13 protein-coding genes and 1 tRNA gene are annotated in these 17696 nt (G+C 57.4%); 9 read left to right on the forward strand and 5 right to left on the reverse strand.

What is annotated here, in order from left to right; genetic code table 11:
- Positions 1-13 precede the first annotated feature (13 nt).
- The 4 genes from CRD59_RS05475 to CRD59_RS05490 all read right to left on the reverse strand — a co-directional run bounded on the left by CRD59_RS05475 (position 14) and on the right by CRD59_RS05490 (position 3940).
- Entirely contained in the window at positions 14-268 is a 255-nt protein-coding gene (locus tag CRD59_RS05475; protein ID WP_113853685.1) for a DUF3427 domain-containing protein, read from the reverse strand.
- Positions 269-593: 325 nt separating this feature from the next.
- Positions 594-681, reverse strand: a tRNA-Ser gene (locus CRD59_RS05480).
- Between the two features lie 156 nt (positions 682-837).
- Complete coding sequence (locus CRD59_RS05485; RefSeq protein WP_113853686.1) at positions 838-2280, reverse strand: catalase; 1443 nt, start codon at positions 2278-2280, stop codon at positions 838-840.
- Between the two features lie 232 nt (positions 2281-2512).
- Positions 2513-3940, reverse strand: coding sequence for an Nramp family divalent metal transporter (locus CRD59_RS05490; RefSeq protein WP_201736560.1), 1428 nt, complete (start codon positions 3938-3940; stop codon positions 2513-2515).
- Positions 3941-4313: 373 nt separating this feature from the next.
- Here CRD59_RS05490 and CRD59_RS05495 point away from each other — a divergent pair, with 373 nt between their 5' ends.
- The 3 genes from CRD59_RS05495 to CRD59_RS05510 all read left to right on the forward strand — a co-directional run bounded on the left by CRD59_RS05495 (position 4314) and on the right by CRD59_RS05510 (position 9003).
- Positions 4314-5021: a metal-dependent transcriptional regulator gene (locus CRD59_RS05495; protein ID WP_113853687.1), complete on the forward strand. Its 708-nt coding sequence runs from the start codon at positions 4314-4316 to the stop codon at positions 5019-5021.
- A gap of 163 nt (positions 5022-5184) precedes the next feature.
- A complete protein-coding gene (locus CRD59_RS05505) occupies positions 5185-7113 on the forward strand; it encodes a DUF6541 family protein (protein ID WP_127920944.1) in 1929 nt (642 codons plus the stop codon).
- Between the two features lie 357 nt (positions 7114-7470).
- Positions 7471-9003, forward strand: a complete 1533-nt coding sequence (locus CRD59_RS05510) for a glycoside hydrolase family 25 protein (protein WP_236632749.1) — start codon at positions 7471-7473, stop codon at positions 9001-9003.
- On the opposite strand, the gene CRD59_RS05515 is transcribed toward CRD59_RS05510, so the two are convergent.
- Positions 8997-10757: a hypothetical protein gene (locus CRD59_RS05515; protein WP_127920945.1), complete on the reverse strand. Its 1761-nt coding sequence runs from the start codon at positions 10755-10757 to the stop codon at positions 8997-8999. The two genes, CRD59_RS05510 and CRD59_RS05515, sit on opposite strands and share 7 nt — an antisense overlap.
- Positions 10758-10977: 220 nt before the next feature.
- On the opposite strand from CRD59_RS05515, the gene CRD59_RS05520 reads away from it, so the two are divergent.
- From CRD59_RS05520 to CRD59_RS05545, 6 genes are all read left to right on the forward strand, one after another.
- Entirely contained in the window at positions 10978-11661 is a 684-nt protein-coding gene (locus tag CRD59_RS05520) for a glycosyltransferase family 2 protein (RefSeq protein ID WP_236632756.1), read from the forward strand.
- 172 nt (positions 11662-11833) lie between these two features.
- Positions 11834-12853 carry a dTDP-glucose 4,6-dehydratase gene (gene rfbB, locus CRD59_RS05525; protein ID WP_113853692.1) on the forward strand — a complete coding sequence of 340 codons (1020 nt, stop codon included), beginning with the start codon at positions 11834-11836 and terminating at the stop codon, positions 12851-12853.
- Positions 12854-12915: 62 nt separating this feature from the next.
- Positions 12916-14373, forward strand: a complete 1458-nt coding sequence (locus CRD59_RS05530; RefSeq protein ID WP_113853693.1) for a sugar nucleotide-binding protein — start codon at positions 12916-12918, stop codon at positions 14371-14373.
- Positions 14374-14493: 120 nt separating this feature from the next.
- The gene (gene rfbA / locus CRD59_RS05535; protein ID WP_113853694.1) at positions 14494-15393 is read left to right on the forward strand and encodes a glucose-1-phosphate thymidylyltransferase RfbA; all 900 of its coding nucleotides are present in this window, start codon (positions 14494-14496) and stop codon (positions 15391-15393) included.
- A 59-nt stretch (positions 15394-15452) separates the two neighbouring features.
- Positions 15453-16280 (forward strand): ABC transporter permease, encoded by an 828-nt coding sequence (locus CRD59_RS05540; protein WP_113853695.1) that lies wholly within the window; start codon positions 15453-15455, stop codon positions 16278-16280.
- Between the two features lie 6 nt (positions 16281-16286).
- Positions 16287-17510, forward strand: a complete 1224-nt coding sequence (locus CRD59_RS05545; RefSeq protein ID WP_113853696.1) for an ABC transporter ATP-binding protein — start codon at positions 16287-16289, stop codon at positions 17508-17510.
- The last annotated feature ends 186 nt before the right edge of the window (positions 17511-17696 follow it).

A 17696-nucleotide genomic window follows, 5' to 3' on the forward strand; every position in this document is an offset into this window, starting at 1 on the left:
CCCATCGTATGGTTCACAGGCCGGAGTTCCCCGTCAGGTGCCGGTATAGTCCACTGTCCACGGGTTTGGCCAGACGTATGTCGGTGACGGTGGCTTTCATGCCCGTGCTGGTGTTGGACGCGGTCCGCTCCACCAGCCGCGAGTCATCGAATGACGCTACCCGACCGACGTAGTAGTACCTGGCTGCTCGGGACTCCTCCCTGCGCATCACAAAGACCGGTATGAAGTGGCTGTCCTCCCAGGACGGCTCTCCTGCGCCCTCCCGCATCCAGCGGAACTACCAATACCCGCCGAGAGTGATTGTGCCGCTCCTCGTTGGGCGCACAGAACCGCGCCATCGCTGACTATCACGGTGCCAACCACCGTATGCCTTAACACCGATCGCTGTGGTTCTGTGCCATGGCATTCCTCGCTTTCCGCGCTCGCCTGGATCCAGGATACAGCCGGGTCTCGTACGATGCGGGTGGGGAGGAGCGGTCCCGTCATCCGGTCGGTTTGCAGGCAGACTGGTGTCGACAGCGTATTGGCTGCATTAGTGCAAGAGTGATTGGGCTCAATTATGACGAAACCCCTCAACAGTGAGGGGTCTGAGCTGGCGGAGGATACGAGATTCGAACTCGTGAGGGCGTGAACCCAACACGCTTTCCAAGCGTGCGCCATAGACCACTAGGCGAATCCTCCAGGTCACAACTGCTTCATAATAGCACACAGTGGCCGCTTTGCGGGCTGGTGACAGGGTCAGCGTGTCATGACCAGAACTCCGGATGGCCAGTCCGTCCCGAAGGACGGTCCGGTCAGAAGGACGGTCCGGTCAGAATGGGATGCGGCAGGATGCAATCAGAGGATCGCGTCCATGCTCAATCCCAGGGCCTGGGCCACGCGCTCGCCGTACCCGTGGTCGGCATGGTAGAAGATCCTGGTCTGCAGGACCTTGATTTCGCGGCTATCCACCGTGCCCAGGGTGCCTGCGATGGTATCGATCAGACGGTCCTTCTCCTCCGGGCTCATCAGCCGGTAAAGGTCGCCGGCCTGGGAGAAGTGGTCGACCTCGTAGGGTTGCGAATACTCGGTCTCGCCTTCCACGGCATCGCCGTGCATCCTTGCCTGATGGTCCTCAAGCGGGCCGTCGTGGGAGTTGGGCTCGTAGTTGACGGAGCCGTCCTGCCCCTGGCTCATGGAACCGTCGCGCTCGTAATTATGCACCTCGCTCACCGGCCGGTTGATAGGCAGGCTCTCATAGTTGACACCCAGCCGGTAGCGTTCGGCGTCCTTGTAGCCGAAGAGGCGACCCTGGAGGAGTTTGTCGGGCGAAGGTTCGATGCCCGGCACGAAGTTGGCGGGTGAGAAGGCCGCCTCCTCCACCTCGTCGAAGTAGTTGTCCGGGTTCCGGTCGAGGGTGAATTCGCCGATTTCGATGCGCGGGTAGTCCTTCTTGGAGACGGTCTTGGTCACGTCGAAGATGTCGGTCCTGTAGTGCAGTCCCTCGTCGTAGGGCAGTATCTGCACGCAGACCTTCCAGGAGGGGTGGTTCCCTTGGTCGATGGCGTCATATAGGTCGTGGAGCAGGTAGTCCGTGTCCTCGCTGGCGGCCCTGGCGGCCTGCTCGTTGGTCATGTTCCTGACACCCTGGGCGCTGACGAAGTGGTATTTGACCCAGAACTGTTCGCCGGAGGCGTTGACCCACTTGAAAGTGTGCGATCCGTAGCCGTTCATGGTGCGGTAGGAGGCCGGGTTGCCCCTGTCGCCCATCAGGTAGGTGACTTGGTGGACGGACTCGGGCGAGTGCGACCAGAAGTCCCACTGCATTTCCTGGGTGCGCAGGTGGGTTGCGGGATCACGTTTCTGCGAATGGATGAAGTCGGGGAACTTGAGCGGGTCGTTGACGAAGAACACCGGCGTGTTGTTGCCCACCACGTCATAGTTGCCCTCTTGCGTGTAGAAGCGCAGGGCGAAACCGCGAACGTCGCGCATTGTATCAGGGTAGCCCGTTTCGCCGGCCACTTGGGAGAAGCGGATCAGAACCGGTGTCTCCTTGCCGGCGCCGTTGAACACGTCGGCTTTGGTGTACGGGCTCATGTCGCGGGTGAGCTTGAAACTGCCTTTGGCGCCGGCCCCCTTGGCGTGGACCACACGTTCGGGGATGCGCTCGCGATTGAAGTGGGCCAGTTTCTCCAGAAGCTGGTAGTCCTGCATGAGGATGGGGCCGCGTGTGCCTGCGGTCTGACTGTGGGTGTTGTCGCCCCAGGGCTGGCCCTGGTCGGTGGTGAGTCTGGTATCCATGGCGTATTCACGCTTTCTGGGGGCATCGCCGCCGCTCTTGCTGGCCTCGGACGTCCACGTCCGGTTCGGAGCCGGTGTTGTCGCGGTTTGATGGGAAACCTTCCCATGTGCCTTCACTTCCGACCCTAACATCGTTGGGGCGGCAGGGGTATGTTCCGCACCTCAGAGCGTAGTGGCCGCTTCCCGCAGGCTAGGCGGCGTCTATGGCAGGACTCCATGAACCGTTCGGAATTCAGATGAGCGCGACCAGCTCGCCCACATCCTGTATGAGCAGCTGTGCGTTGAGCCCCGTCAGGGCCGCCACGACAATCCAGGCCAGGATGGCCAGCCAGCGGGCGTTGGCGTATTTGCCCATGATCTTGCGCGACGAGGTGAACCAGACCAGGGGGATCATCGAGATGGGCAGGGCCACACACAGGAAGACCTGCGAGTAGACCAGGAGGCTGTCCAGGGCCGACTCCTTACCACCGAAGATGATGGCGCAGGCCAGCACCGGGATGATCGAGATGATGCGGGTGACCAAGCGGCGCAGCCAGATGGGGATGCGCATGCGGATGAATCCCTCCATCACGATCTGCCCGGTCAGGGTGCCGGTGATCGTTGAATTCTGGCCGGAGGCGAGCAGGGCAACGGCGAAGAGGGTGCTTAGGAGGCCGGATGCGACCGGTCCCGCGACCTTCTGGTCGCCCAGTGCGTTGTAGAGGGCCGTGAAGGTGTCCAGACCATCGCCATGGCCGAAGAACATGGCGGCGCCCAATACCAGTAGCAGGCAGTTGACGACGAACGCTGCGGACAGTTGGAGGTTGGAATCCCAAGTGGCGAAACGGACGGCATTGGCCACTTGCTTGTCGTCCTTGCGGTCGAAGTCGCGCGTCTGCACAATCGAGGAGTGCAGATAGAGGTTGTGGGGCATGACCGTGGCCCCTACGATTCCCAGGGCCATGGTCAGCTGTCCGTTGCCCAGTATCTGCTTGTTCGGCAGAAAACCGGCGAACACGGCAGGCACGTCCGGACGGGCGAGCACGACTTCGTAGACGAAGACCGCCATGATGATCAGGATCAGTGCGGAGACGATCGCTTCGATCCGGCGGAAGCCTACGTGTGTCAGGAGCAGGAGGATCAGCACGTCCAGTACGGTCAGGGCCACACCCACAATCAGCGGGATGCCGAACAGGAGCTTCAGGGCTATGGCCCCACCTATCACTTCGGCGATGTCCGTCGCCATGACCGCCAACTCGGTGCAGATCCAGAGGACGAAGCCTGGTTTGCGGCCAACGTGCAGGCGGGTGGCCTGTGCCAGGTCCAGACCGGTGACAATTCCAAGTTTGGCGGACATGTATTGGAGCATCATCGCGATCAGGGACGAGATGAGCACCACTGACATGAGCAGGTAACCATACTGCGCGCCCCCGCCGATCGAGGTGATCCAATTGCCTGGGTCCATATAGCCCACGGCTACCAATGCGCCCGGCCCGGAGAAGGCGGCCAGGTTCTTCCAGAAGGGCGCCTTGTCTTTCGGCACTGTGATTGAGGCGTTGACCTCCTCAAGCGAACGGCCGTTGGCGGTCTGGATCAGCGGGGCGGATCTGCGGTGGTGGATGGTCGGGTTCACGCTGCCGGTGGCTGTGGCGATCGGTTCGGCGCCGGTGCTGGCGGTCATATCTGCTGTCTGCCTGCTTCCTGTGTGGCGCGGGGGCGCACGTTCCAGCGGTTCGGCGGTTCAGCATGTCTGGTCGAATGGGTCCCTGCCGTGCTCATTGGCCGTCCGACCATGGATTCGGCTGGTGCTGTGCTCGGCATGCTGTTTTCGGCTCCGCTTCCTGTGCGTCTCTCGGTGTCGGGTTCTGTTGCGCAGACCGCCGTTTGGTGTAAGCCATCAAACAACAATCTTCGATACATCGAAGTCTAGTGGTTCCTGTGTTGCATTTCCATTGTCCAAATGTGAAGATTGCCGGCCGAAGGTCAGCGGGGATGCGTTGGATCCCTGGTGGCATACGCATACGGGTCCTCCGGCGCCTTGCTAGACTTGGCCTATGGCTTTGGAGGACTTATCGGCGAACTCACAGGATTACCTGAAAATGATTTGGGACCTGCAGGAGTGGGAACATAGCCCGGTGCAGCCTTCGGCCCTGGCTAAAAGGGCCGGTGTGAAACTGTCCACTGTGTCAGGCGCCATGAACCGCCTGGGTGCCGCCGGCCTGGTGGAGCACCGACCCTATGGGGGGGTGGATTTGACGGTGCAGGGGCGTCAATACGCGGTCCGGATGGTCCGCCGCCACCGGCTGTTGGAGACCTTCCTGGTGAAGACGTTGAACTATGGCTGGGACGAGGTGCACGAGGAGGCGGAGAACCTGGAGCACGCGGTCTCGGATACCCTGGTGGACCGGATCGATGCACTGCTGGGTCACCCCGACCGCGATCCCCACGGCGATTCGATCCCCACACCTACAGGCGACCTGCCCGACCGGACGGATTCGATCCCGCTCTCCCAGGCTCCGCAAGACGCTTTGGTGCGTGTGGACCGCGTCTCCGACGAGGATTCCGAGATGCTGCGCTACCTCCAGAGCGAGCAGATCCACGTCGGTTCCCTCCTGCGTGTATGCCCCCAGGCGCCATACTCCGATGCAGTCATGGTCCGGTTGGTGGACGAGGCTGGCGAGGCTTCCGTGAGCCCGGACCTGGCGCTCGGACCGGCGGCTGCCGAGCGGGTCAGGGTCTGTCGGATCGTTGCAAGGGCTTAATGTGCTGCGCGTTCCGCAGCAGCGCCGGCAGCCGGGCAGATGGGTGGCTCTCCAGCGGTGAGTACCCTCGAAATGAGTCCTGGCGTTGCCGATTCGAGTATAAGGATGAAACAGAATGCCCAAAGCCGTAAGTAACAGTGATAAAGCCCATCAAGTGTCGGCAGTGAGCGCTGCTGTAGGTGCCGCCGATTCACACCAGGCCGCCGGGCGGCATCCGTCGATAGCGACGCAATCGGCTACCTGCTCCAAGTGGATGCTTCGCGCTTGCGCCGCGCTCGGCATCGCCTTGGCTTTCACGATCGTGCTTGTCTGGTTCCCCAGGGGGAAGGACATGTGGACCCTACCCATTCACCAGATCGACGCTCCCTCGCATTACTATTCGATTCGCAAGCTCCTGAAACACGGCCTGCCGGCGGCCCTTCACCTACTCCCCAACGACAGCTACTACCCACCGCTCTTCCATCTGCTGGTCTGTCTCCTGATCAAGGCCTGCGGCTTGTTTGGGCTTACACTCAACATCTTCACCGGTCTCAACATCGTGTGGATCATCTCTTCGGGGATTGCCTTCCCAGCCGGCATGCTCCTGTGGTGCTCCTATTTCCTGCGCGGCGTTGCCGCACCTTACCGGGCCGCCCTCTCTGTCATACTGCCGGTGCTGGCAGTGTCCTGTGCGGCTCATCCCTTCTGGATGCTGGCAGCCGGCCCGCTCATCGCCTACGGACTGGCCACCTCCCTACTGCCATACCTTATGTATGCGAGCCTGCGGCTGATTGATGCCTTGGTCAAGCCGGAAGAGCGTTCACCCCGGTCGGCCGTATGCTGGGCGCTCGTTAATATTGCACTGGGCCTCCTGGTCCTGTTCGCCCATCCGCGTATCGCTTTCACCTACCTGGTGTTCATCGCTTTCTTCATCATCCTCAAGCTGCCGTGGAAGGTCATCGCATCCGCCGCCGGCGCCCTGTGCCTGGCCGTCCTGATGTTCGCGGCATATGTGATGCGCAGGGACCACGGCAAGGACTACTTCAACCCGTCCAGCTGGTTCCATACCTTCGAGCCCACCCGCAGCGTTCCTGACGCCCTGCGGGTGGTCGTCACGGATTTTCTGCCTGGCCTGCCCGGGGTGATCATGGCGATTTGCATTGTGGCGGCGGTCCTAGCGACCATCCTGCTGAGCGGGGATCGGCGCAAGGACGGCATCGCTCTCCTGGCTTCCTACTTGCTGACCGGCCTGGTGTTTGTGTGCAGCGCAGCGGTGACGGGACCATTCGCGAATATCGTGACCGCCGCCTGGTACCGGGGGGAGACCCGGCCTCTCACGATGATCCCGCTGGCGGTCGTACCGCTCCTGGCCTTTGGTGCGTCTTGCATGCTTCCAGGCAAGACAGTGGATGACGGCGGGGGAGATACGGGTGCGGCTTTGTGTGCGCATGCGAGTGCATGGAAGGAATACCGGCAAAGTACCAACGCTTCGCTCCGGCGGGTGATTGCTGTTGCTGGGATCTGCGTGCTGGCGGCGCTCGCAGTGTTGGCCAATACCGCTGACCCCACCCGTGCTGCGTTGACATCCACCATCGAGTCCAACGTGTCGCTGGACCAAGCGGACCCGCGCGAACAGCTGACCCGGGCCAAGTATCAGGTGCTCACGGATGTGAAGCGGCGCGTTGAGCCTGATGCGGTGATCATCTCCGACCCCATGAACGGGTCAATGTACGGTTCGGCGCTCTATGGCATGGACATGCTTTACCCGGTCTACAATCCGATGGATACGAAAAAGGGCAAGGTGTTCGGCGATGTCGAGCGTGCCTTCGCCTCCGGCGACGCGGACCTGTTGCTGCATACAGTCTGCCCGGTCGAAACCACCTACGCCCCCCGCCCAGACGGTCGGACTCCCAGCCCCAAGTACTTCCTGACCATGGGCCCCCAGGCTCCGAGCCTGCAGATGTTCACCTACAAGGCCCAGTACTATCCCTTCCATGATCGCAGTCTTATAGACAGCTACGAACACTCTGGCACCCTGATCAAGGTAAAGGATTACAACTCATTGATTTCCAGGGACCAATCTTGGTCCCTCTACCGATTCGCTTGCCGGTAGATTATGACTGTTTATTGCTCCGATCAAGGCTTTCTGCACATGACGGCGAGGTTAAGCCCATCGTATGAACGGCTTATGGTAAAAGTGTGGTTCATGTCGCTTCCTTGGTGATATCGGGGTATGCGCCGATTACAGTGTGCAAAGGGGAACCCAATAATCAGTGAGCCCGCTGGGCCGAGGAATGTGTAGGAAACTATGAGTGCTGTACGAAGATTTGGCGCGTTGGCTGCTGCCGTATGTATGTGCTTGCTGGGTGTTGAGGCGAATCCCGTCTGGGCTGGGACGTTAAACGATACGCTCGTTCCAGTAACGCAGGGCAGTCGAGCATTCACGTCGTCTGATTCTTCGGATGAGCGCTTGTCCGCAGATAAACTGCCGGATACGGTCTCTGACGCGATTCCCGATAGCGCGACATTGGTGTCCAAGGATCTCGCTGTCACCGATTCCGGTGAAGCCAAGGACGTCAAGACCGGGCGCACCGTCGCCGACTCCAATGTGATAGGCACAGACAGCAAGCCCGCCGACCCGTTGGTCAAGACGGACGGCCGCTCCTTCATCCCCGCCCCGATGAGCGAAGTCAAAAGCCAGGCCAAGCAGCAGGTGGAAGGCAAGGATTCCGATTCCGCAGGCATAACTGGGCGTGAAGGATTCGCCAGACAGTCCACCTTGCGCGGCTTCGGTCATGACCAGGTCCGTGCCCGTACCGAGTCGGGACGGTACCTGGAAGCGGGAGGAACCCTCGGCCAGGGTACAAATGCTGCCCCCGTGCGGAGCGTGGCACTGCAAAGCAGCCAGTATGGGGCCCACTGGGGCACCTATAGCGGTACGCAGGCCTTCTTCCAGGCCGATGGCACCCTGTTCGCCCAGCAGGCCAAGGGCGTCGTCGATGTCTCCCAGTGGCAGGGCAACATCAACTGGGAGGCGGCCCGCAACTCGGGCGTCGAAGGCGCCATCATCCGCATCGGATACGGCTGGGGCAACGGCTTCGATACCCAAGCCATCCGCAATATCAATGAATGCAAGCGCCTGGGCATCCCCTTTGGCATCTACCTCTACTCCTACGCCTACGATGCCGGCACCGCCAGCGCAGAGGGGCGCGGGACCGTAGACCTCCTCAAAAGGGCGGGGATACGCCCTGCCGACCTGAGCTACCCGGTCTACTACGACCTCGAGCCCTGGGTGTGGAGAGGGCATGCACACCCGACCACCCCCGTCGTATACGACGGCATCGTGAACGCCTGGGACACCGAACTCCAGGCCGCCGGCTACCTCAACCTCTCCGTATACTCCTTCCCCTACTATCTGAACACGGCCCTCAACACGGGCGGTATACATTCGCGCACGAACTGGGTGGCCAGCTACGGCCCCACGCCGCTGTTTTCCTTCCCCAATAACGATCGCTGCTGGCAGTATGCGAATAATGGGCAGGTGAAGGGCATATCCGGTAATGTGGATGTGAACGCCTGTGGGGTTGCAACCACCGCGTCCAATGGCGAGCTACACATTTACCGGGTCTACAACCCCAATTCCGGCGAACACTTCCTGACTTCCAATCCTGTCGAGTACCATCAGCTTTCCGCGCGGGGTTGGAACGCCGAGGGGGTAGCATGGGTGTCTCCTGCTGACGGTGCTCCTGTATACCGCTTGTACTCTCTGAACGAGGGATATCACCTATACACGATGAATAGCTATGAATACAACGTACTTACGCGGTATAGGTGGCGTCAGGAAGGAATGAGCTGGCGGTCAGGCGGAGCCGTCCCTGTCTATCGTGTGTACAACCCCAACTCCGGCCAGCACCTCTTTACCATCAACAGTAATGAGCGCAATCATCTGGTTGGGCTTGGCTGGCGGAACGAAGGCACTGCGTGGTATGCGGCCCGTTACTGAGATCTTTGGTCATGTAAGCTAACGGCTTCTTGAGGTGGGGAAAGCCTGTTTGCTTGGTACTCTTTCAATCGAGCGAACAGGCTTTCCCAATAATGGCCGTCGCTGCAAAATGCACCTAAGCCAAGAATGAGTCCGATTGCCACAAATGGCGTAAGCAAACCTGCGGTGTAAAAGAACTGTACATAGGTGTTCTTCAAATATTGGGCATACCACATGGCGAAGAAGGCATAGGCATATGCATAGAGGAAAAGGCATAGGCTGAGAGCGGTGAAGGCTGGCCGAATCCACTTACGGTGGTGCAGGTCGCGCACGCAGCAGAACAGATTAATCAGCAGCACTATCAGCAGCAGTATATTCACGATCATATAGATGGTCACTACGGTACTTGCTACTTCCTGGGCATTGTGGTAGGAAAATAGGGGAAAGATTCGCGGGTTGGGGTTGCGGGGATCAATGTTCAGCTGTTGGAGCCCGCGTTTATTGACGATATTGTACTTGCCGGTTGCGGGTATGTTGACATTGTGGGAAACCTGGTAGTACCTCTGCAACGTAAAAGTATCAGAGAACACATCCGAGGCCGGATCGAATAACTCGATGATTTCGTGTTTGCTTCGAGGCACCAGAGATGAAGAGACTGAAATCTTATCGGTTTTGGTTAAACTGCCATCGGAAAAAGCAGCATCGATTTCCATGTTGACCTTACGGAAAAACTGCTGTACAGCGTTTTCGTCTTCCATGCCGATAGTTTCGTCGATTGCAGCCAGCATCTGCCATGAAATGTAGTCACCGGTCAGGGGCTTGACCAGAATGTCAGGTGCGGCAAAATCACTATGGGTAACGTAGTCGATGATGCCGGGCTGGGTTTGCAAGGTCGGGGAGGCTTTCTCCGCAGCGACTATGGAGTCAGCCGGTGACCAGATTTCAGGTGTTTGGTGGAGACTCTTGATTTTGTATATGCGGGAGATGAATCCAGCGATTTCACCGGTTGTTCTGGTATTGAGCATGTGGACGCCGAAGTTCCGAGCATTGTATGACTTTATGGCCTCCAGGCCTGAGTATGCACTGATCAGGGGCAGCAGACACAGGGACGCCGCGAGTGTTTTTCGTATGATATCCGAATGGCTGCGCACAACTGTGATGACTTTCAAAGATAGAACGAAGATGAACATGGGGACCAGCCAGATCGAGTCCTCTTTCATGTCATAAATTATTGTGAACACAAGACCGAGAACACAGTAGAAGCAACCCATTCCCAGCCAGGCCAGTATCTGTGCAGCTGTAAGGCCGGGGGTGGAGCCATGAACGCATTTGGACTTTGGGGGTGTGGAGGTCAGGAAAAGCATAAGCAGGGCAAGAAGGATGAACAAGGTTGGTGCAAAAATTGAATTACGATATACCCTGGTGCCTTGCCAATTTTCGAAAGCCAGTGGATTCCATAGGACATATATATAAGTGGACAAAGCCAGCCAGGTGCGGTGGAAGAAGCGATAGGTGGCGAAAGCTACAAGTACTGCCGCCAGGAACCATAACAGAAAATAAACTGTGTCAATATTGATGCGGCTCCAGCCGACAGCGCGCAGAAACCAGCCATACCCTTGATTTTTGGCGAGTTTATAACGGTCGGACGAATTCGGATATTCCGGGAATGAGTAACTCATCAGGAGGGCGTCATCGGCACGCTGGGTGAACGGGTACCACATATGTAAAGTCAGGGACATGACGAGGCGTCCGGCTGTAATTGCAACAAGCGCCATAGCGATTATAAACCGCAGAGCTTGCCTAGTTTTAGGAAAGTGTTTAAAACTTATGATGGTTATGGTCGCAATCGAGGTCATGACAGCATGTTAACCTAACGGCGATAGTTTACAGACTTGGTATAGTTCGTATTGTTGCATTAGTTTAAGAACCCTCTGTCATACAGAGCGTGGAAAAGGAATGGCGATGGCTCTCAGAGGGAAGTCCGTATCTCTGGTGATGCCGTGCCGCAATGAGGGTAAGCACCTGAGCGGTTTAATCAGGAAGATTGTTTCACCCCCCTCCCCCCAGGACTTTGATGAGATAATCTGCGTCAGCAATTGTTCCACGGACAACACCTTGGAGGTAGGAGCAGTGCTCGAGAAGGAAATTCCGTGCTTCCGAATGCTTCAAGATGACAGAGCCATAGGTGGTATCGGTTATGGCTATGCACATATGACTGGTATCGCTGCAGCGACTGGAGAAATAATTGTATGTGCTGATTGTGACGGGACCTATCCTGTAGAGGATGTGGCGCTTATTGTCGACATCATGGATAAGCAGGGCCTGTCTTTTGTCTCCTGTTGCAGATACCCCGATTCTGGAATCGCGCCTATGCTCCAACTCGGGGTGAAGTTGCTGAATGCAGAGATTCGTCTGTTATATGGGTACAGGATCCAGGATTCGCTTTCCGGCATGTGGGTATTCAAAAAGTCTGTGGTACCCGATTTGCGCTTAAGCGCAGGAGACTGGAACCTCTCTCCACAAATTAAGCTTAATGCGTTCTCCGTTTTGGGTAAGAAGGCTGCTGAAGTCAAGATTCATCAGCTTAAGCGTTATGGGCAGACCAAGCAAAACTATGTACGCACTGGTCTAGGCCATGCTTGGTGGATTGCCAAAAATCGTTTTGCATCTTCACGATGACGAGTTCCATTCATCAGAAATTCTGGAACGGTCCGGGTTCCGGGTGAACTGACGTCGCTCGATACTTAGTGCACAGGTTGCCAATCACAAGTGTTTCTGGGCCGGTAACGGTTGGGCGGTATTAATGTCGTGAATTAAGTGGTTTTCCACGATACGAAGTACTATAAACCATATGACGGAAAACTTTGCTCCTAAGAACATCATTGTGACCGGTGGGTGCGGATTTATCGGATCGAATTTCGTGCACTATGTGGTGGATCATCATCCGCAGACGCATGTGACTGTGCTCGATGCGCTGACATACGCCGGCAACATCGACAACATTAAGGGCCTGCCCGAGGACCGGGTGGAGTTCATTCACGGCGACATCTGTGACGCCGAGCTTCTGGACAAGATCGTGCCCGGTCATGACGCGATTGTGCACTATGCCGCCGAATCCCACAACGACAATTCCATCGAGAATCCCGAGCCCTTCGTCAAGACCAACGTGGAGGGCACTTTCCGTCTGTTGGAGGCGGCTCGCAAGTATGACGTGCGCTACCATCACGTGAGCACTGACGAGGTCTACGGTGACCTGGCCCTGGATGATCCGGCCAAGTTCACGGAGGAAACGCCTTACAAGCCCTCATCCCCGTACTCTTCCACCAAGGCTGCGTCTGACTTGCTGGTGCGTGCTTGGTTCAGGACCTTCGGCGTGCGAATGACCATCTCCAACTGTTCCAATAATTATGGTCCCTATCAGCATGTGGAGAAGTTCATTCCCCGGCAGATCACCAACATTCTGGAAGGCATCAGGCCCAAGCTCTACGGCGATGGGCTCAATGTGCGTGATTGGATTCACACCGAGGACCACTCGTCAGCCGTCTGGACCATCCTGACCAAAGGTCGCCTGGGGCAGACCTACTTGATCGGCGCCAACGGCGAGCGTGACAACATCACCGTCCTGCGCGACATCCTGCGTGTGATGGGGCGCGATGAGGATGATTTCGACCACGTCAAGGATCGGCCGGGCCATGACCGCCGGTACGCCATTGACTCCACCAAGCTGCGTACGGAGCTGGGATGGGAGCCGAAGCATACGGACTTCGAGAGTGGCTTGCGCCAAACCATAGAGTGGTACAAGCAGAACCGTGACTGGTGGGAGCCGGCCAAGGCCGCGACTGAAGCCAAGTACCAGCGGCAAGGACAATGATCGGGCATCGCCCGAGTCCTGTATGCGAGTGTGCAGCAACCAGTTAGGGGAATAAGGAAGATATGACTTTCGATTTTGAAAAGGACCTGCGGGTCGAGCGGACCAACATCCCTGGTCTGCTGGTCTTCGACCTGCCGGTCCACGGCGACAACCGCGGTTGGTTCAAGGAGAACTGGCAGCGGGCCAAGATGACGGCCCTTGGGCTTCCGGATTTCGGTCCGGTGCAGAACAACATCTCCTTCAACGCCAAGAAAGGCGTGACCCGGGGTATACACGCCGAACCCTGGGACAAGTACATTTCCATCGCCTCGGGTGAGATCTTCGGCGCCTGGGTCGATCTACGGCCGGGTGAGAGTTTCGGTCAGGTATACACCACCCGGCTGGACCCTTCCAAGGCCATCTACGTGCCCCGAGGCGTAGGCAACAGCTTCCAGGCCCTCCAGGACGGCACGGTGTACACCTACTTGGTCAACGCCCACTGGTCCCTGGAGCAGAAGAAGACGTACACCTTCGTCAACCTGGCCGATCCCGAATTGGGTATCGAGTGGCCGATTCCCCTGGGGGAGAGCGAGCGCAGTGAGGCCGACCTCCACCATCCCATGCTCAAGGAGGCCAAGCCCATGGCCCCCAAACGGACTTTGGTGACCGGCGCGCGCGGACAGCTGGGTCAGGCGCTCAGGCGGTATGTCGAGGTTCACGGGCTCGAAGGATTCGAGTTCGAGGACATCGACGGGTTCGACTTCTCGGATCCGGCTGCATACGACAGGTTCGATTGGAGCCTGTATGGGACCATCATCAACGCCGGTGCCTATACGGCTGTGGACAAGGCTGAAACCAAGCAGGGACGTCGGGCGGCATGGAAGGCCAACGCCCAGGGGCCGGCCCTCTTGGCCCGGGTCGCCAGTGAGCATCAGCTGACCCTGGTGCACATCTCCAGCGACTACGTCTTAGATGGCAGCGAAGAGGAACACCGCGAGGATGAGCCCTTCGCCCCGCTTAGTGTGTACGGGCAGACCAAAGCAGCGGGCGACATCGCCGTGGCCGATGCTCCCCGGCACTACATCCTGCGCTCCAGCTGGGTGATCGGCAAAGGGCATAACTTCGTCAAGACCATGATGGGTCTGTCGAATCGTGTCGCCGATCCGGCCGACAATCTCGCCCAGGTGACCGTGGTCGATGATCAGTATGGTCGGCTCACCTTCACCGATGACATGGCGGAGGCGATTTTCCACCTGCTCGATACGCGTGCGCCATATGGCATCTACAACCTGACCGGTTCCGGGGCCGTGAAATCCTGGGCGGATATCGCCAAAAGCGTGTTCGATCAGACGAACGGCAACGGGGACAAGGTCCTGCCGGTCTCAACCCGGGAGTACTACGCCAGTGCCGACGGTCCGATCGCCCCCCGGCCCACCTACAGCGCGCTGAATCTGGACAGAATCGAAGCGGTCGGTTACCGGCCGGCGGATTGGGAGGATAGCTTGGCGGCGTATGTGACCGCCGCCGGCAGGGAAGCATAAGCCGCTAGGCGGATGCGGGGAAACGGAGGAGAAAGTGCCCAATCCCCGTATCGGCCGCTCAGTGCGACTAGGTTGTATACGTCTTGACCATAGTGATGTGAAAGGCAGGTGGCTCAAGCCATGAAGGGAATCATACTTGCGGGGGGGTCGGGCACGAGGCTTTACCCTCTGACCACAGTCACTTCCAAGCAGCTGCTGCCGGTCTACGACAAGCCGATGATCTACTATCCGCTCAGCGTGCTGATGATGGCCGGCATCCGCGACATCCTGATCATCTCCACCCCGCATGATCTGCCCAACTTCGAGCGACTCCTGGGCGACGGCTCGCAGTACGGTGTCAGCTTTTCCTACAAGGTGCAGCCCAGCCCTGATGGTCTGGCCCAAGCTTTCATTCTGGGGGAGAGTTTCATAGAGGGTGAGCCCTGCGCCTTGGTTCTGGGCGACAACATCTTCTTCGGCAACGGACTGGGGCGTACCCTACGCAAGGCGGCCCAAGTCGGTCGGGGCGCCACCGTCTTCGGCTATTACGTCGACGATCCCGAACGCTATGGCGTTGTCGAGTTCGATGATAGGCACCGGGCGATATCCATTCATGAAAAACCTGCACATCCGGCGAGCAATTATGCGGTGACCGGCCTGTATCTCTATGACAACAGAGTCACTGACTTTGCCAAGCAGGTCCAACCGTCGCCCAGGGGTGAATTGGAGATCACCGATTTGAACCGCATGTATCTGGAAGACGGCAGCCTGAACGTCCAGACGCTGGGGCGTGGTTACGCATGGTTGGATACCGGTACCATGGATTCGCTGTTTGAAGCGGGTGAGTTCGTCCGCACTGTGCAGCGGGCGCAGGGGCTGCCCATTGCGGTCGCCGAGGAAATCGCCTTCGAAAACGGGTGGATTACCCGTGAGCAGCTGCTCTGCGCGGCGGAAAAATTCGGCAAATCACCTTACGGTCAGCATCTGCGTGATGTGGCCAACAATAAAATATTGCTCAAGACTTATACTGTGGGCGATTAACTGCTTTAAGCCTGTCCTGGTAATATTTGTGAGTCGTTTGCCTATAGTAGGAGCCGTCGTTGGAAATCGCAGAGGTCTTTACCAAAAAGAATCGTCTGTTGCTCAGAGCAATGGTTAGCACTGATTTTAAACTACGCTACCAGCAGTCGGTTCTGGGGCATTTATGGTCGGTTCTGAAGCCTCTGCTGCTGTTTTCAGTCATGTATGTGGTCTTCATCCGCTTTCTGCGGTTCGGGGCTGATGTGCCTCATTTCGCTGTTTCCCTATTGCTGGGTACAATTCTGTGGAACTTTTTCAATGAGACGACCACCGGCGGCATGATGTCGATTGTCGGCCATGGTGATCTCCTGAGGAAGATTCATTTCTCGAAGTATGTAGTAGTCATCGCCTCTTCCATGAGCGCTCTGATCAACTTCGGCTTCAATTTTGTTGTGGTCGTCATCTTCGCCTTGGTGAATGGGGTCCGGCCATCATGGTCGAACCTCTTGATTTTCCCGATAGTGTTGCAGCTGTATGTGCTGGGACTTGGCATTGCTTTCTTTCTGGCTGCGATTTACGTGAACCTGCGCGACCTCAACCCGATTTGGGAAGTGGTCATGCAGGCAGGTTTCTATGCCACTCCCATCATCTATCCCATCAGTATGATTTCCAGTAGGGCCGGCGCCTATGGCCCTTTGTTGGCCAAGCTTGACCTGATGCTCAACCCTATGGCCCAGATTATCCAAGATGCCCGGCACGTACTGATAACCCCGGCTAATCCCACACTGTGGCAGTGGGAGAGCAACTTCTTTTTGGCTTGCTGGCCGGTGATGGTCACCATTCTGATATTCCTTGGTGGCGTCTGGTATTTCACGACTAAGTCACAGTATTTCGCGGAGCTGATTTAAGTGAAGATGAGCATCAATTCGAAGCAGGAGTTGCCTGACAACGTCGCTTTACGGGTGAGCCATGTCTCCAAGGACTTCCGTTTGCCGACCGAACGGGTCAGCAGCCTGAAGGGAGCCCTCTTTAATGTATTGCGTCATAACAAAACTGGTTTCACCACGCAGCATGTGCTCAAGGACATCTCCTTCGAAATCAAAAAGGGCGACTTTTTCGGTATTGTCGGCAAGAACGGCTCGGGCAAATCGACCCTCCTGAAAATCATCTCCCAGATTTATTCGCCGAACCAGGGTACGGTCGAGGTCAACGGTAAGCTCGTTCCCTTCATTGAGCTGGGTGTCGGTTTCAACCCTGAGCTCACCGGCCGGGAAAATGTCTACCTGAACGGTGCCATGCTGGGCTTTACCAAGTCAGAAATTGATGGTATGTACGACGATATCGTCGATTTCGCGGAAATCGGCGACTTCATGGAACAGAAGCTCAAGAACTACTCTTCCGGCATGCAGGTACGTTTGGCTTTTTCAGTGGCCATCAAATCCCAGGGTGACATTCTCGTCCTGGATGAGGTTCTGGCCGTTGGTGATGAAGCTTTCCAGAAAAAGTGCCAGGATTACTTCTTCCAGGCTAAGCGTGAAAAGAAAACCGTCATTCTGGTCACCCACTCCATGGCTGATGTGCGCCGTTTCTGTAACAAGGCCATGCTGATCCAGGATGGTGTCATCGCGGAATTCGGTTCCCCCAATGAGGTCGCGGATGCATACTCCGGCTCTTTCGCTGAGCAGGAGGGTAAGCAACTGGAGAAGGAGAACGAAGCTATCAGACTGGAACTCGGCGATGGTGTCAGACTGACTGATGTGGAGACGCAGGTGGAAGGAGTGAAGAACATCCAGCTCGCTATCAACCAGGACTTCTCTCTGGCTTTTTCCTTCGAATGTGACCATGATATTGAGGACGGAGTGCTCTCCTTCAGCCTGATAGACGGACAAGGGCGGCTGAGCCTGGCTATGGCAAGCACGTTAGATGGTGAAAAGAGGGTTTTTACTAAGGGTGAGCATCGGATGGTCTTCGACATCGAGAACATCTTCGCCTCCGGCGACTACCGCGTCGATGCCGCCATAGAATCCGGCGAGAAGATGCTGTTCAAACAGATTGGCATCTACCAATTCCAAATCAGGAATGCGCTGCGATTCGATGAGAGTATGACCCACCCCAGGATCAGCATGACATTGCAGTGACTTCGGGCGCTGTTGCACCTGCCCTTCAGGCATGTGCCGCCAGATCAGCGCCGCTCACAGATTAACAGTTCATACGAGTGAGGTCGGGCTTTGGAGCTTATCAAGAACGAGAAATGCCACATCGAGATAGACAGCGTCATTGAAAGTCGCAGTGGGGCAGACCCGGTACGGATTATATCGGGATGG

The organism is Bifidobacterium xylocopae (genome assembly GCF_003315615.1).
GTDB lineage: Bacteria > Actinomycetota > Actinomycetes > Actinomycetales > Bifidobacteriaceae > Bombiscardovia > Bombiscardovia xylocopae.

Bases quoted from the DNA above. Each gene is read 5' to 3' on its own strand.
- CRD59_RS05495 (WP_113853687.1), top strand. From the start codon at position 4,314: ATGGCTTTGGAGGACTTATCGGCGAACTCACAGGATTACCTGAAAATG.
- CRD59_RS05515 (WP_127920945.1), bottom strand. From the start codon at position 10,757: ATGGCGCTTGTTGCAATTACAGCCGGACGCCTCGTCATGTCCCTGACT.
- CRD59_RS05520 (WP_236632756.1), top strand. From the start codon at position 10,978: ATGCCGTGCCGCAATGAGGGTAAGCACCTGAGCGGTTTAATCAGGAAG.
- CRD59_RS05545 (WP_113853696.1), top strand. From the start codon at position 16,287: ATGAGCATCAATTCGAAGCAGGAGTTGCCTGACAACGTCGCTTTACGG.
- rfbA (WP_113853694.1), top strand. From the start codon at position 14,494: ATGAAGGGAATCATACTTGCGGGGGGGTCGGGCACGAGGCTTTACCCT.
- CRD59_RS05490 (WP_201736560.1), bottom strand. From the start codon at position 3,940: ATGACCGCCAGCACCGGCGCCGAACCGATCGCCACAGCCACCGGCAGC.
- CRD59_RS05485 (WP_113853686.1), bottom strand. From the start codon at position 2,280: ATGGATACCAGACTCACCACCGACCAGGGCCAGCCCTGGGGCGACAAC.
- CRD59_RS05475 (WP_113853685.1), bottom strand. From the start codon at position 268: ATGCGGGAGGGCGCAGGAGAGCCGTCCTGGGAGGACAGCCACTTCATA.
- CRD59_RS05530 (WP_113853693.1), top strand. From the start codon at position 12,916: ATGACTTTCGATTTTGAAAAGGACCTGCGGGTCGAGCGGACCAACATC.
- rfbB (WP_113853692.1), top strand. From the start codon at position 11,834: ATGACGGAAAACTTTGCTCCTAAGAACATCATTGTGACCGGTGGGTGC.